This is a genomic window from Streptococcus mitis, assembly GCF_003943905.1.
Classification (GTDB): domain Bacteria; phylum Bacillota; class Bacilli; order Lactobacillales; family Streptococcaceae; genus Streptococcus; species Streptococcus mitis_BC.
Genome location: NZ_RJNS01000001.1, coordinates 288,146 through 302,093, shown reverse-complemented (window position 1 = coordinate 302,093; position 13,948 = coordinate 288,146). Strand labels below are relative to the sequence as shown.

Sequence of the window (13,948 nt, the reverse complement as noted above, 5' to 3'; positions counted from 1 at the left end):
ATAGAGAGGTGTTTCTCATGTCTTACCAAGATTTAAAAGAGTGTAAAATCATCACGGCCTTCATTACCCCTTTCCATGAGGACGGTTCCATCAACTTTGATGCCATTCCTGCTTTGATTGAGCATTTGTTGGCCCACCATACAGATGGTATTCTGTTAGCTGGAACTACCGCTGAGAGTCCTACCTTGACTCATGATGAAGAGTTGGAACTCTTTGCGGCTGTGCAAAAGGTTGTCAATGGACGTGTTCCTTTGATTGCGGGTGTAGGGACCAATGACACACGTGACTCTATCGAGTTTGTCAAAGAAGTCGCAGAATTTGGAGGTTTTGCAGCTGGCCTTGCGATCGTCCCATACTACAATAAACCTTCTCAGGAAGGGATGTACCAGCACTTTAAAGCTATTGCAGATGCTTCTGATTTACCCATTATCATCTATAACATTCCAGGGCGTGTAGTAGTCGAATTGACTCCAGAAACCATGCTTCGCTTGGCTGACCATCCAAATATCATTGGTGTCAAAGAATGTACCAGCTTGGCCAATATGGCTTACTTGATTGAGCACAAACCAGAAGAGTTCTTGGTCTATACTGGTGAAGATGGTGATGCCTTCCATGCCATGAATCTTGGTGCGGATGGGGTTATTTCTGTTGCCTCTCATACAAACGGGGATGAGATGCACGAGATGTTTACTGCCATTGCAGAAAGCGATATGAAGAAAGCAGCTGCTATTCAACGGAAATTCATTCCTAAGGTCAATGCCCTCTTCTCTTATCCAAGTCCTGCTCCAGTTAAGGCTGTTTTGAACTATATGGGATTTGAAGCTGGACCAACTCGATTACCTCTAGTTCCAGCACCAGAAGAAGACGCAAAACGTATTATCAAGGTCGTTATTGACGGCGACTATGAGGCGACTAAAGCAACTGTGACTGGTGTCTTAAGACCAGATTACTAATAAAGATAATAAAATCCATGATCGAATGAACGATCATGGATTTCTTATTTTCCTAAACAGAATTGGCTAAAGAGTTGGGTAATGAGTTCATCTGGAGCAGCATCTCCAGTGATTTCTCCGAGAATTTCCCAAGTACGGGTCAAGTCAACTTGAAGCAAATCAACTGGCATCCCTAGTTCAAGACCTTCATTAACTGCTTGTAGGCTTTCAACTGCTTTTTCAATCAAGGAAATATGACGGGCATTTGACAAGTAAGTGGCATCTTGCTCAACCAAACCAGCATTTTCAAAGAAGAGGTTGTTGATTCTCTCTTCAATCTTATCGATATTTTGGTTTTTAAGGACTGAAATACGGATGACATCTTCTGGAAGTTCAGAAGTTTCAATCACTTCAGGCAGGTCAGTTTTATTGAGTAGAATAATGCGATTAGTGTCCTGACTGATTTCTAGGAGTTGGCGGTCTTGGGCAGTCAGAGGTTCGCTGGCATTTAGCACTAATAGAACCAAGTCAGCTTCCTTGAGGGCTTTTTTCGAACGCTCAACACCGATTTGTTCGACTATGTCATCTGTTTCACGAATTCCAGCTGTATCAATCAATTTTAGAGGAACACCGTTGATGTTGACGTATTCTTCGATGACATCTCGAGTAGTACCAGCAATATCGGTTACGATTGCCTTGTCCTCACGCAAGAGGTTGTTGAGAAGGCTTGATTTCCCAACGTTGGGACGTCCGATAATGGCAGTGGAAATTCCTTCACGAAGGATTTTACCGCGACGGGCTGTCCTAAGGAGATTCGTTAGTAATTGTTCAAACTCCATGGTCTTCTCTCGGACAACTGCAGTAGTAGCTTCCTCAACATCGTCATACTCAGGATAGTCTATATTAACCTCAACTTGGGCAAGTGTGTTGAGGATTTCTTGACGTGTATTATTGATAAGGTCAGAAAGGGAACCATCTAGTTGTTTGACCGCAATGTTCATGGCCTTGTCAGTCTTGGCACGGATGATGTCCATCACCGCTTCAGCTTGCGTTAAATCCACACGACCATTTAAAAAAGCACGCTTGGTAAACTCACCAGGCTCTGCCAACCGAGCTCCTTCACGGATAGCTAACTGGAGAATTTCATTGGTCACTGCAATCCCACCATGGGTGTTGATCTCGATAATGTCCTCACGAGTGAAGGTCTTTGGAGACTTCATTGCTCCAACCATGACCTCGTCCATGACCTTACTAGTTTGAGGGTCAACGATGTGTCCGTAGTTGAGAGTATGGCTAGCAACCTTGCTTAAGTCTTTTCCTTTAAAAATCTTTTGCGCAATGGCAAAACTATCTGTTCCGCTCAAGCGGACAATACCAATGGCCCCTTCACCTAGTGGAGTAGAGATAGCAGCGATGGTATCAAATTCACGTGTAATCATACTAATTCCTTTTGTATTTCTTTTATAGGATATGGTATCCAAGCATCTCTTCAAATTGTAACAAAATTAGACCATTTCTTCAACGGATGCTACTTGGAGATTGAAAAAGCCTAAGCGAAATTGCTTAAGCTAGTTTATTTGGTGCGCATTTCCCCTTGAGGAAAGTAAGTTCCTTCTGGCATGTCGTTGATGATGACATGAACGGCTGATTGAGGTGCTCCAGTGTTACGGACAACAGCTTCCGTTACTTCCTTAGCAAGAGCTTTTTTTTGCTCTAAGGTGCGTCCTTCAAATAAATCGATGCGTACAAATGGCATAATAGCTTCCTCCACTAGTTTTTGATTTCTTCTATTTTACCACATTTTGCCGTTTAAAGCTTCAGAAAATTATGATATACTAGAATGTAGCAAAAATTTAGAAATGGACGTGAAATAGAAGCATGGCACAGTTGTATTATCGTTATGGGACCATGAACTCTGGTAAGACGATTGAGATTCTCAAGGTGGCCTATAACTATGAGGAGCAAGGAAAGGGAGTTGTGATTATGACTTCGGCTCTGGATACGCGTGACGGTGTTGGCTATGTGTCGAGTCGAATCGGCATGAAACGCCCAGCCATTGCGATTGAGGAAACGACGGATATCTTTGGTTATATCCGAAACTTACATGAAAAACCTTACTGTGTGTTGATCGATGAAGCCCAGTTTCTCAAGCGTCACCATGTTTACGACCTAGCTCGTGTTGTTGATGAGTTAGATATACCTGTCATGGCTTTTGGTTTGAAGAATGACTTTCGAAATGAGTTGTTTGAAGGTTCAAAATACCTCTTGCTCTTAGCAGACAAGATTGAAGAAATCAAGACCATCTGTCAGTACTGTAAGAAAAAGGCGACTATGGTGTTGCGTACGCACGATGGTGTGCCAGTCTATGATGGCGAACAAATTCAGATCGGTGGAAATGAAACTTATATCTCAGTTTGCCGAAAACATTATTTTGCGCCAATGATAACATCTAACAAGGAGCACAACTATGACAATTGAACTAAGAGATGTTACAATGGAAAATTATTTTGATGTTTTGAATTTGGATGTCAAGGAATATCAAAAGCAATTCATTGCAACCAACGCAATTAGTTTGGCTGAAGCATATGTTTACACTAAAAATGGAGATTTTGTAGCTCCATTGGCAGTTTATGATAAGGATGCAATTATAGGTTTTGTGATGATAGCTTATGATAAAAAGATCGGAATTAGTAGTAGAAATTATTTACTATTTCGTTTTATGATTGATAAGAATTTTCAAAATCAAGGATATTTTAAACCAATTATGGATAAAGTGCTGGACTATGTTCGGACAGCGCCAGCAGGTTTAGGCAATAAACTTTGGTTGTCTTATGAACCAGAAAATGAACATGCAAGATCTTGTTACCTCAGTTATGGATTTAAAGAAACTGGGGAAATATTTGAGAACGAAGTAGTAGCAATCTATGATTTAACAATTGAGAACTAAGGAGAAAAAATGAACATCTATGATCAACTACAAGCTGTAGAAGACCGATATGAAGAACTAGGAGAATTGCTCAGTGACCCAGATGTCGTCTCAGACACCAAGCGTTTCATGGAGCTTTCGAAAGAAGAGGCTTCTACTCGTGATACGGTAACTGCCTACCGTGAGTACAAACAAGTCCTTCAAAACATCGTTGACGCCGAAGAGATGATTAAGGAATCAGGCGGAGATGCGGACTTGGAAGAAATGGCTAAGCAAGAACTCAAAGATGCCAAGGCTGAAAAAGAAGAATACGAAGAAAAACTCAAAATCTTGCTCCTTCCAAAGGATCCAAACGATGATAAGAACATCATCCTTGAAATCCGTGGAGCAGCGGGTGGTGACGAAGCGGCACTTTTCGCTGGAGATTTGCTAACCATGTACCAAAAATATGCTGAAGCCCAAGGCTGGCGCTTTGAAGTCATGGAAGCCTCTATGAACGGTGTCGGTGGTTTCAAAGAAGTCGTAGCCATGGTTTCTGGTCAATCTGTATACTCTAAACTCAAGTATGAATCAGGTGCCCACCGTGTGCAACGTGTTCCTGTGACAGAAAGTCAAGGTCGTGTTCATACATCGACTGCAACTGTCCTTGTCATGCCTGAAGTAGAAGAAGTGGAATACGATATTGATCCAAAAGACCTTCGTGTTGATATCTATCACGCATCTGGTGCTGGTGGACAGAACGTCAATAAGGTTGCGACAGCCGTTCGTATCGTTCACTTGCCAACCAATATCAAGGTTGAAATGCAGGAAGAACGTACCCAGCAGAAGAACCGTGAGAAGGCCATGAAAATCATCCGTGCGCGTGTTGCTGACCATTTTGCGCAGATTGCTCAGGATGAACAAGACGCTGAGCGTAAGTCTACTATCGGTACTGGTGACCGTTCAGAACGTATCCGTACTTACAATTTCCCACAAAACCGTGTCACAGACCACCGTATCGGCTTGACTCTCCAAAAACTAGATACCATTTTGTCTGGTAAATTGGATGAAGTTGTAGATGCCTTGGTGCTCTATGACCAAACACAAAAATTAGAAGAATTAAACAAATAATGAAATTAGCTCAATTATTTTCAGATTTTGAAGAAGAGTTGATAAGACAAGGAGAGGAAGCAGAAAGCCTCTCTTTTGTCTATCGTAACCTAAAAAATCTATCTTTTACAGATTTCGTCTTTGCCCTCCAGCAAGAAGTAACCGAAGTAACCAAAGAGGAAGAATTATTTATAGAAGAAATTTACCAGCAGTTAGCAGCCCACACACCGGCCCAGTATATTATCGGTCATGCTGAATTTTTTGGAATGCAGTTAAAAGTAGATGAGCGGGTTTTGATTCCTCGTCCAGAGACAGAGGAGTTGGTTGAGCTCATCCTGGCTGAAAATTCTGATGAAAATCTTAAGGTCTTGGATATCGGCACGGGAAGTGGTGCCATCGCCCTTGCTTTAGCAAAGAATCGTCCAGACTGGTCAGTGACAGCAGTTGATATTTCACAGGATGCACTAGATTTGGCAACTGAAAACGCTAAAGTTCAGAATTTCCAGATATTTTTTAAAAAATCTGATTGTTTTGCAGAAATTTCTGAAAAATATGATATAATTGTATCCAATCCACCCTATATCTCTCGTGAAGATGAGTCAGAGGTCGATTTGAATGTTTTGCATTCAGAGCCTCATCTAGCTCTCTTTGCAGATGAGGATGGCCTAGCTATTTACCGCAGAATTGCGGAAGATGCAAAAGACTATCTCACAGATGGTGGTAAGATTTACCTTGAAATTGGATACAAGCAAGGTCAAAGTGTTCCTGCGCTTTTTAGGAAACATCTTCCTGAAAAACGAGTACGAACACTCAAGGACCAATTTGGTCAAGATAGGATGGTTGTAGCTGATGATGGACAGGATTAGGCAAGAGTTGGAAAAGGGTGGAGCTGTTGTTCTGCCTACAGAGACAGTTTACGGTCTTTTTGCTAAGGCCTTAGATGAAAAAGCTGTCGACCATGTTTACCAACTCAAACGTCGTCCTAGAGACAAGGCGCTTAATCTCAATGTTGCCTCTCTAGAGGACATCTTGTACTTTTCAAAGAATCAGCCAGCTTATCTACAAAAACTTGTAGAGACTTTTTTACCAGGTCCCTTGACCATTATCCTAGAAGCAAACGACAGAGTTCCATATTGGGTCAATTCTGGTCTTGTAACTGTTGGATTTCGGATGCCGAATCACCCTATTACGCTGGATTTGATTCGAGAGACTGGTCCCTTGATTGGGCCATCTGCCAATATTTCAGGTCAGGAAAGTGGAGTAATCTTTCAGGAAATTCTGAAAGATTTTGACCAAGATGTTTTGGGTCTGGAAGACGATGCTTTTTTAACTGGACAGGATTCGACCATTTTGGATCTGTCTGGAGACAAGGTGAAAATCTTACGCCAAGGAGCCATTAAGCGTGAAGATATTCTTGCTCGGTTGCCAGAGATTTCTTTTGAGGAGAAATGAGATGCTAAGAGATTTGCAAGAAACAGATGTGAAAGCTATATGTGAGATCAACCAAGAAGTCTTGGGCTATTCTTTTAGTCCAGACGAGACGGCTAGTCAATTAACTAGACTATCTCAGGATTCACATCATTTCCTACTTGGCTATGAGGATGCAGCAAGTCATGCCTTACTTGGATATGTCCACGCTGAGGTTTATGAATCTCTTTATTCCAAAGCAGGATTTAATATCTTAGCCTTGGCAGTTTCACCTCAAGCTCAAGGGCAAGGTATCGGTAAATGCTTACTGCAAGGGTTGGATCAAGAAGCAAAAAGACGTGGTTATGGGTTTATCCGCTTAAACTCTGCCGATCACCGTCTGGGTGCTCATGCATTTTATGAAAAAGTTGGTTATACTTGTGATAAAATGCAGAAACGGTTTATTCGCATCTTTTAGTTTGTTTTGTAAAAACAAACTGAAGGACCAGTCACACTATAAAGGAGAAGACCTATGATTTTTGACAAAGATGATTTTAAAGCATACGATGCTGATCTCTGGAATGCTATTGCCAAAGAAGAAGAACGCCAACAAAACAACATTGAGTTGATTGCTTCGGAAAACGTTGTTTCCAAGGCTGTTATGGCAGCTCAAGGGTCTATCTTGACAAACAAATATGCCGAGGGTTACCCAGGACGCCGTTATTATGGTGGAACGGATGTAGTAGACGTGGTAGAAACTCTAGCTATTGAACGTGCAAAAGAAATTTTTGGTGCTAAATTTGCCAATGTCCAACCACACTCAGGAAGCCAAGCCAACTGCGCGGCTTACATGGCCTTGATTGAGCCAGGAGATACGGTTATGGGAATGGATTTGGCAGCAGGTGGTCACTTGACCCACGGAGCTCCTGTCAGCTTCTCTGGTCAAACCTACAACTTTTTTTCTTATAGTGTGGATCCTGAAACGGAACTTTTGGACTTTGACGCTATCTTGAAACAAGCCCAAGAAGTCAAACCAAAACTAATCGTAGCAGGTGCTTCAGCCTATTCTCAAATTATCGACTTTTCAAAATTCCGTGAAATTGCTGATGCTGTTGGGGCTAAGCTCATGGTCGATATGGCCCATATCGCTGGTTTAGTTGCGGCTGGTCTACATCCGAGTCCAGTTCCATACGCTCATATCACCACAACAACGACCCACAAAACCCTTCGTGGACCACGTGGTGGTTTGATTTTGACCAATGATGAAGACCTAGCTAAGAAAATCAATTCAGCTATTTTCCCTGGTATTCAAGGTGGTCCTTTGGAGCATGTTGTCGCTGCTAAGGCTGTTTCCTTCAAAGAAGTTTTAGATCCAGCCTTCAAGAAATATGCTGCTAATGTTATCAAAAATAGTAAGGCTATGGTTGAAGTCTTTTTGCGAGACCCTGATTTCCGTATAATTTCTGGAGGGACTGAAAATCACCTCTTCCTTGTTGATGTTACTAAGGTTGTAGAAAACGGAAAAGTTGCTCAAAACTTGCTGGATGAAGTTAATATTACCCTAAATAAAAACTCAATTCCATACGAAACCTTGTCACCATTCAAGACAAGTGGGATTCGTATCGGATCTGCAGCCATCACTGCACGTGGATTTGGTGAAGAAGAAAGTCGCAAAGTGGCTGAACTCATCATTAAAACCCTTAAGAATGCAGAAAATGAGGCTGTTTTAGAAGAAGTGAGAAGTGAAGTCAAAGCATTGACAGATACCTTCCCACTATACGAGGGCTAATACTTTTATGGACATTTATATTAAGAAAGCTATTATCCATCAGTTCAGCCCGGATGATACCGAGTTGTTCCTAGCGGATAAATTTCTCAATATCACTCCAAAAATTGAAGAATACTTGCGCAAAAAAATCGAACATGTGTATTCAGATGAAGCCAAGACTGGGATTTTCGAAGAAGAAAATCCCTTCTTCAATCACATCACGGATGATTTGTTGGAGACATCAGTCACACTGGCTAATCTCTGGAAAGAGGAGTTCAGCATTTCTGAAAACCTCAAGACCAATGACTTGGTTTTTGTTCAGTTTTCTAAAGAAGGTGTAGAGCATTTAGCTTTCTTGCGAATTGCCTTACGGGAAACCTTAACCCATCTCGGTGGAGAAGTTGATAACCCAATCAAGCTAACTCAGAATAACCTGCCTGGATTTGGAACGGGAGCTGATGAGGCCTTGGTCGTCAATCTTCAAAGTCGCAAGTACCACCTCATCGAGAAACGAATCAAGTACAATGGGACTTTCTTGAATTATTTTTCAGAAAATCTCCTAGCCGTCGCCCCTAAGATTTCTCCCAAGAAATCCATCAAGGAATTGGAAAAAACAGCTCAGAGAATTGCTGAGTCCTTTAACACAGATGACTTTCAATTCCAATCCAAGGTCAAATCAGCTATTTTTAACAATCTCGAAGAAAGCAATGAACTGTCACCTGAAAAATTGGCTAATGACCTTTTTGATAACAATCTGACGGCTCGTTTGAGCTTTATCGACCAAGTCAAAGAAGCTGTACCAGAACCAGTCCAGTTTGATGAAATCGATGTCAGTCGTCAGCTTAAGAAATTTGAAAACCAAAAACTTTCCTTGTCAAATGGAATTGAGCTCATCGTTCCCAATAATGTTTATCAGGATGCGGAGTCTGTTGAATTTATCCAAAATGACAATGGAACCTATTCTATTTTAATCAAAAATATCGAGGATATTCAAAGTAAATAATGTTTAAATTACTACGAAGAGTGCTAATGCTAGCAGTCTTCCTTTTCGCTGTCTATAAAGTCTATCATATACACCAAGATGTGAAGCAAGTCATGACCTACCAACCCATGGTTCGAGAAGTCCTCAGTGAAAGAGATACTCCAGCCAATGAAGAGCTTGTGCTCGCCATGATTTATACCGAAACGAAAGGAAAAGAAGGAGATGTCATGCAATCTAGTGAGTCTGCTAGCGGTACTACAAATACTATCAATGACAATGTGACGAGCATTCGTCAGGGGATTCAGGCATTGACTGATAATCTCTACCTAGCTCAGGAAAAGGGCGTTGATGTCTGGACAGCTGTGCAAGCCTATAATTTTGGTCCTGCTTATATCGATTTTATCGCTCAAAATGGCAAGGAAAACACTCTCGCCTTGGCCAAACAATATTCTCGTGAAACGGTCGCTCCTATCCTTGGAAATACGACTGGGAAGACCTACACCTATATCAACCCGATTTCTATCTTTCATGGTGCAGAACTCTATGAAAATGGTGGAAATTATTACTACTCGAGACAGGTACGCTTTAATCTCTATATCATGAAATTCTTTAATTTCTTCTAAACGTCTGGTTTTACCAGGTGTTTTTTGCTATAAGCTTTCTTTAAGATTGTTTTATTACCCTAGAAAGGTAAAGGAGGGAATATCCCATGAGAAAGAAATTCTTTCTAACAAGCGCTGCAATTTTGTGGGCAGCAACAGCTATGACGAGTGTCCACGCAGCAACCGATGTTCAAAAAGTAATCGATGAAACCTATGTACAACCTGAATATGTCCTAGGTTCTTCTCTATCCGAAGACCAGAAAAATCAAACTCTTAGCAAACTTGGCTATGACGCATCAAAAGATACCAAAGATATCAAAACTATGACCCCTGATATCTATTCGAAAATCATGAATGTGGCTAATGATGCTAGCCTACAGCTCTATTCGTCAGCTAAGATTCAAAAGCTAGGTGATAAGTCGCCTCTAGAGGTCAAGATTGAAACGCCTGAAAATATCACCAAGGTGACGCAGGATATGTACCGTAATGCAGCAGTGACCTTGGGAGTTGAGCATGCCAAAATCACAGTTGCGGCCCCCATTCCAGTTACAGGAGAGAGCGCCCTAGCAGGGATTTACTACTCATTAGAGGCCAATGGTGCTAAAGTACCACAAGCCAATAAAGACTTGGCCCAAGAGGAGCTAAAAGCCTTGTCAGATATCAATGCTGAAAACAAGGACAAGTCAGGTTACGATGCCAATAAACTCAATGTCGCTTTGGCAGATATCAAGGCAGGAATCGCAAAGGCAAAAGAATCCAAAGGTAATCTGACAGAAGAGGATGTCCGCAAAATTGTAGAAGACACACTAAAAAATTACAAACTCGATCAGGTTATAACAGGAAACCAGGTCAATATCATCATTAATTTTGCACTTAATCTCTCAAAGAGTGATATCTTGAACAATGCTGATTTCACTAAAACCCTCAATGACCTCAAGGAAAGCATTGTCTCTCAAGCTGGAGATAGCTTTAAAAATATCAACCTCAACTTTGATGCCAATAAAGCGCTAGAAGATGGGGGCAACTTCTTGAGTTCTCTTTGGCAAACCATTGTCAACTTCTTCAAGAGTTTTGGTGCTTAGGTCATTTCATGATATAATAGATGGTAACAGAAATGTTGCCGTCTTTTTTGTCGGTCGATAGAAAGTGAAAAATATGTTAAAGAAAAATGATATTGTAGAAGTTGAAATTGTTGATTTGACCCATGAAGGGGCTGGGGTCGCCAAGATAGAAGGTTTGGTTTTCTTTGTAGAAAATGCTCTACCAACTGAAAAAATCCTCATGCGTGTCCTCAGAGTCAATAAAAAGATTGGCTTTGGGAAGGTTGAAGAATATTTTGTTCAGTCACCTCATCGTAACCAAGACCTAGATTTGGCTTATCTGCGTTCAGGTATCGCTGATTTGGGGCATCTTGTCTATCCAGAGCAGCTCAAGTTTAAAACCAAGCAAGTCAAAGACAGTCTCTACAAGATTGCTGGCATTAGAGATGTAGAGGTTGCTGAAACACTCGGTATGGAAAATCCTGTCAAGTATCGTAACAAGGCGCAGGTGCCCGTTCGTCGAGTGAATGGTGTCTTGGAAACAGGATTTTTCCGTAAGAATTCGCATGACCTCATGCCACTCGAAGATTTCTTTATCCAGGATCCTGTCATTGACCAAGTCGTAGTAGCTCTTCGAGACCTGCTTCGTCGTTTTGATTTAAAACCTTATGACGAAAAGGAACAGTCTGGATTGATTCGGAATCTTGTGGTACGTCGTGGTCACTATTCAGGACAAATCATGGTTATTTTGATAACCACTCGTCCGAAAGTTTTCCGTGTTGACCAATTGATTGAACAACTAATCAAGCAGTTCCCAGAGATTGTCTCTGTCATGCAAAATATCAACGACCAGAATACCAATGCGATTTTTGGCAAGGAATGGAAGACTCTTTATGGTCAAGATTATATTACGGATCAGATGTTGGGCAATAACTTCCAAATCGCTGGCCCTGCCTTCTACCAGGTCAATACTCAAATGGCTGAGAAACTCTATCAAACAGCCATTGACTTTGCGGAGTTAAAAGCAGATGACGTGGTTATTGATGCCTACTCAGGAATTGGAACGATTGGATTATCCGTTGCAAAGCATGTCAAAGAAGTCTACGGTGTTGAAGTGATTCCAGAAGCAGTAGAGAATAGCCAGAAGAATGCTGCATTAAACAATATTACAAATGCCCACTATGTCTGTGACACAGCTGAAAATGCCATGAAGAACTGGCTTGAGAAAGGTATTCAACCAACTGTCATCTTGGTCGACCCACCACGCAAGGGCTTGACCGAGAGCTTTATCAAAGCAAGCGCTCAAACGGGAGCAGACCGCATCGCCTATATTTCCTGCAATGTCGCAACCATGGCGCGTGATATCAAACTCTACCAAGAGCTGGGCTATGAATTGAAGAAAGTCCAGCCGGTGGATCTGTTTCCTCAAACGCATCATGTCGAGGCGGTATCACTGCTTGGTCAAACTGATTAAATAAGGATGTGGCTAGTGAAAGTCCTACAGCAAGGAGTTTAAATATGAAATTCCATGAATTTGGTGATAAGAATTTGCCTTCTATCTTGCTGATACATGGCGGTGGCAGTTCTTGGTGGAATTATCTTCGTCAAGCACGGATCTTGTCGGAGGAGTATCGTGTCATTCTACCCACCTTGAATGGCCACGGTGAAGAATATCAACTTGATTATGTTTCTACTGAAGATTCTGCTTTGGAGATTCTAGACTATATCAAAGCAAACTGTGGTGGGAAATTGTTTGCGATCGGTGGTGTTTCACTTGGTGGTCAAATTGCCATGGAGCTTTTGTCTTTAGACAGTGAAATTGCTGAGAAGGCCATCATAGATGGAAGCCTCTGTATTCCTCAACCAAGTTTAGCTAAAATCAGCATCTTTCTAGTGTCTCTATTTGGTAAACTGATGTTCAATAAATTCTCTTGCAAACTTCAGTTAAGCATGATGAACAAACTCTATCCTAAACTGGCTTATCCAGAGGAAATAAAAGCTTATTATTTGGAAGATTTGCCAAGGACGCCTGTCAAAACATTGGTGAAAATTTACAAAAACTATATGGGATGTTACAAGCTGAAAGATATGATTTTTGCTAGCAAGGCTCAGGTTCTGTATATCTATGGTGAAAAAGAATTGAACTGTGTGAAAGAATCAGCGAAATTATTTCATCAGCTACATTCAAATACAATTTTGTATGAAGAAAAGGGGTATAACCATGGTTATTTATCAGCTTACCTGCCTTATGAGTGGATTGATTTGGTGGTGCCATTTTTAAAGAGTGATTCATTAGAAATGTGTAACGAATCTGATATGCTATAAAGAGGAAACTTATGCTAGGAGCAATTATTGGTGATATTGTAGGTTCAGTTTACGAATGGAACAATATCAAAACGAAGGATTTTCCTTTATTTCGTGAGGATTGTTTTTTCACAGATGATACGGTAAGTCCGAACCGCTGAGTGTATGAGCTTGTTAGAGAAACGGAACTATTCCTCAAAATAAAGAAACTAAAATTCCATTATTTCGTGATGACAGCCTAAATTGATTTTAAGGAGGTAAAATATTGATAGAAAGCAGTCCTGAGTTTGAAAAAATCTTATCCTTTGATGAATTTAATAAATACTACTGGTATCGTGATGAACTTTCACAGATATGCAAGTCATTAGGGCTTGAATATAGAGGGACAAAACAGGAACTTAATGATATTATTAAGCATTACTTTAAGGGGAATTTGATTAAAAAATCATCAATAAAAAGGAATAAGAAACGAGTAGAAGTCGTTACCTTGGACACACCCTTGCTTGAATGTGGATTCTCCTTTAATGCACACTTTAGAGAATATTTCTCAACTTTAACAGATGTTTCGCCCTTTAAATTTACTGCCGATATGGCGACTGCTTGGAGAAAAGTAAAAAGAGAAAATGATTTGAGTTTTACAATCCAAGATATGCTAAAAGTTTATTATGGAAATTCAGATTATGCCAAGTATGATCATTCGGTTTGTCAATGGAACCAATTTCTAAAGAATTTCTGTGCAGACGAAAATAGTCGTAACTACTCAAACAAGTTAAAAGTTGCTTCTATTCTTTGGAAAGAAGTTAGAAATTCACAAAATGAAAAAATTTATTCAAAGAATCTTTTGACTAAATATGCTGATAAAATAAAAGAGTATGGCAAGGTAGTTCAATAGAAGTGC

At 40.7% G+C, this 13,948-nt stretch carries 17 protein-coding genes; 15 read left to right on the top strand and 2 right to left on the bottom strand.

Annotated elements, in window-relative coordinates:
* Positions 1-17 precede the first annotated feature (17 nt).
* Complete coding sequence (gene dapA / locus D8854_RS01560) at positions 18-953, top strand: 4-hydroxy-tetrahydrodipicolinate synthase (RefSeq protein ID WP_125449156.1); 936 nt, start codon at positions 18-20, stop codon at positions 951-953.
* Positions 954-997: 44 nt separating this feature from the next.
* Here dapA and mnmE read toward each other — a convergent pair whose 3' ends face one another.
* Together mnmE and D8854_RS01550 are read right to left on the bottom strand one after the other, a co-directional pair.
* Positions 998-2,371 carry a tRNA uridine-5-carboxymethylaminomethyl(34) synthesis GTPase MnmE gene (mnmE, locus tag D8854_RS01555; protein ID WP_125449154.1) on the bottom strand — a complete coding sequence of 458 codons (1,374 nt, stop codon included), beginning with the start codon at positions 2,369-2,371 and terminating at the stop codon, positions 998-1,000.
* 134 nt (positions 2,372-2,505) lie between these two features.
* The gene (locus D8854_RS01550) at positions 2,506-2,688 is read right to left on the bottom strand and encodes a 4-oxalocrotonate tautomerase (protein ID WP_001117401.1); all 183 of its coding nucleotides are present in this window, start codon (positions 2,686-2,688) and stop codon (positions 2,506-2,508) included.
* Between the two features lie 122 nt (positions 2,689-2,810).
* Between D8854_RS01550 and D8854_RS01545 the strand changes: the two genes are divergently transcribed.
* The 14 genes from D8854_RS01545 to D8854_RS01480 all read left to right on the top strand — a co-directional run bounded on the left by D8854_RS01545 (position 2,811) and on the right by D8854_RS01480 (position 13,942).
* Entirely contained in the window at positions 2,811-3,410 is a 600-nt protein-coding gene (locus tag D8854_RS01545) for a thymidine kinase (protein WP_125449152.1), read from the top strand.
* On the top strand, positions 3,400-3,879 hold the full coding sequence (locus D8854_RS01540) for a GNAT family N-acetyltransferase (RefSeq protein ID WP_125449150.1): 480 nt from the start codon (positions 3,400-3,402) through the stop codon (positions 3,877-3,879). Before D8854_RS01545 ends, D8854_RS01540 begins: the two co-directional genes overlap by 11 nt.
* Positions 3,880-3,888: 9 nt before the next feature.
* Complete coding sequence (prfA, locus tag D8854_RS01535; protein ID WP_001028815.1) at positions 3,889-4,968, top strand: peptide chain release factor 1; 1,080 nt, start codon at positions 3,889-3,891, stop codon at positions 4,966-4,968.
* Positions 4,968-5,813: a peptide chain release factor N(5)-glutamine methyltransferase gene (prmC, locus tag D8854_RS01530; RefSeq protein ID WP_125449148.1), complete on the top strand. Its 846-nt coding sequence runs from the start codon at positions 4,968-4,970 to the stop codon at positions 5,811-5,813. The genes prfA and prmC overlap by 1 nt, the downstream gene beginning before the upstream one ends.
* Entirely contained in the window at positions 5,797-6,399 is a 603-nt protein-coding gene (locus tag D8854_RS01525; RefSeq protein WP_125449146.1) for an L-threonylcarbamoyladenylate synthase, read from the top strand. The genes prmC and D8854_RS01525 overlap by 17 nt, the downstream gene beginning before the upstream one ends.
* Before the next feature lies 1 nt (position 6,400).
* Positions 6,401-6,832, top strand: coding sequence for a GNAT family N-acetyltransferase (locus D8854_RS01520; RefSeq protein ID WP_125449144.1), 432 nt, complete (start codon positions 6,401-6,403; stop codon positions 6,830-6,832).
* A 54-nt stretch (positions 6,833-6,886) separates the two neighbouring features.
* Positions 6,887-8,143: a serine hydroxymethyltransferase gene (glyA, locus tag D8854_RS01515; RefSeq protein ID WP_125449142.1), complete on the top strand. Its 1,257-nt coding sequence runs from the start codon at positions 6,887-6,889 to the stop codon at positions 8,141-8,143.
* A 7-nt stretch (positions 8,144-8,150) separates the two neighbouring features.
* Positions 8,151-9,125, top strand: coding sequence for a nucleoid-associated protein (locus D8854_RS01510; RefSeq protein ID WP_125449140.1), 975 nt, complete (start codon positions 8,151-8,153; stop codon positions 9,123-9,125).
* Complete coding sequence (locus D8854_RS01505; RefSeq protein ID WP_084927270.1) at positions 9,125-9,727, top strand: lysozyme family protein; 603 nt, start codon at positions 9,125-9,127, stop codon at positions 9,725-9,727. The genes D8854_RS01510 and D8854_RS01505 overlap by 1 nt, the downstream gene beginning before the upstream one ends.
* A gap of 86 nt (positions 9,728-9,813) precedes the next feature.
* Positions 9,814-10,788, top strand: a complete 975-nt coding sequence (locus D8854_RS01500; RefSeq protein WP_125449138.1) for a DUF1002 domain-containing protein — start codon at positions 9,814-9,816, stop codon at positions 10,786-10,788.
* 73 nt (positions 10,789-10,861) lie between these two features.
* Complete coding sequence (rlmD, locus tag D8854_RS01495) at positions 10,862-12,220, top strand: 23S rRNA (uracil(1939)-C(5))-methyltransferase RlmD (RefSeq protein ID WP_125449136.1); 1,359 nt, start codon at positions 10,862-10,864, stop codon at positions 12,218-12,220.
* Between the two features lie 44 nt (positions 12,221-12,264).
* A complete protein-coding gene (locus D8854_RS01490; RefSeq protein ID WP_125449134.1) occupies positions 12,265-13,071 on the top strand; it encodes an alpha/beta fold hydrolase in 807 nt (268 codons plus the stop codon).
* Positions 13,072-13,082: 11 nt separating this feature from the next.
* Positions 13,083-13,211: an ADP-ribosylglycohydrolase gene (locus D8854_RS01485; protein WP_096407254.1), complete on the top strand. Its 129-nt coding sequence runs from the start codon at positions 13,083-13,085 to the stop codon at positions 13,209-13,211.
* 104 nt (positions 13,212-13,315) lie between these two features.
* Entirely contained in the window at positions 13,316-13,942 is a 627-nt protein-coding gene (locus D8854_RS01480; protein ID WP_125449132.1) for an SAP domain-containing protein, read from the top strand.
* Positions 13,943-13,948 lie beyond the last annotated feature (6 nt).

Excerpts from the sequence above, each read along its gene's own strand:
- dapA (WP_125449156.1), top strand. The coding sequence starts at position 18 with ATGTCTTACCAAGATTTAAAAGAGTGTAAAATCATCACGGCCTTCATT.
- D8854_RS01510 (WP_125449140.1), top strand. The coding sequence starts at position 8,151 with ATGGACATTTATATTAAGAAAGCTATTATCCATCAGTTCAGCCCGGAT.
- D8854_RS01505 (WP_084927270.1), top strand. The coding sequence starts at position 9,125 with ATGTTTAAATTACTACGAAGAGTGCTAATGCTAGCAGTCTTCCTTTTC.
- D8854_RS01540 (WP_125449150.1), top strand. The coding sequence starts at position 3,400 with ATGACAATTGAACTAAGAGATGTTACAATGGAAAATTATTTTGATGTT.
- D8854_RS01550 (WP_001117401.1), bottom strand. The coding sequence starts at position 2,688 with ATGCCATTTGTACGCATCGATTTATTTGAAGGACGCACCTTAGAGCAA.
- D8854_RS01490 (WP_125449134.1), top strand. The coding sequence starts at position 12,265 with ATGAAATTCCATGAATTTGGTGATAAGAATTTGCCTTCTATCTTGCTG.
- D8854_RS01500 (WP_125449138.1), top strand. The coding sequence starts at position 9,814 with ATGAGAAAGAAATTCTTTCTAACAAGCGCTGCAATTTTGTGGGCAGCA.
- D8854_RS01485 (WP_096407254.1), top strand. The coding sequence starts at position 13,083 with ATGCTAGGAGCAATTATTGGTGATATTGTAGGTTCAGTTTACGAATGG.
- D8854_RS01525 (WP_125449146.1), top strand. The coding sequence starts at position 5,797 with ATGATGGACAGGATTAGGCAAGAGTTGGAAAAGGGTGGAGCTGTTGTT.
- D8854_RS01520 (WP_125449144.1), top strand. The coding sequence starts at position 6,401 with ATGCTAAGAGATTTGCAAGAAACAGATGTGAAAGCTATATGTGAGATC.
- mnmE (WP_125449154.1), bottom strand. The coding sequence starts at position 2,371 with ATGATTACACGTGAATTTGATACCATCGCTGCTATCTCTACTCCACTA.
- prmC (WP_125449148.1), top strand. The coding sequence starts at position 4,968 with ATGAAATTAGCTCAATTATTTTCAGATTTTGAAGAAGAGTTGATAAGA.
- D8854_RS01545 (WP_125449152.1), top strand. The coding sequence starts at position 2,811 with ATGGCACAGTTGTATTATCGTTATGGGACCATGAACTCTGGTAAGACG.
- rlmD (WP_125449136.1), top strand. The coding sequence starts at position 10,862 with ATGTTAAAGAAAAATGATATTGTAGAAGTTGAAATTGTTGATTTGACC.
- prfA (WP_001028815.1), top strand. The coding sequence starts at position 3,889 with ATGAACATCTATGATCAACTACAAGCTGTAGAAGACCGATATGAAGAA.
- glyA (WP_125449142.1), top strand. The coding sequence starts at position 6,887 with ATGATTTTTGACAAAGATGATTTTAAAGCATACGATGCTGATCTCTGG.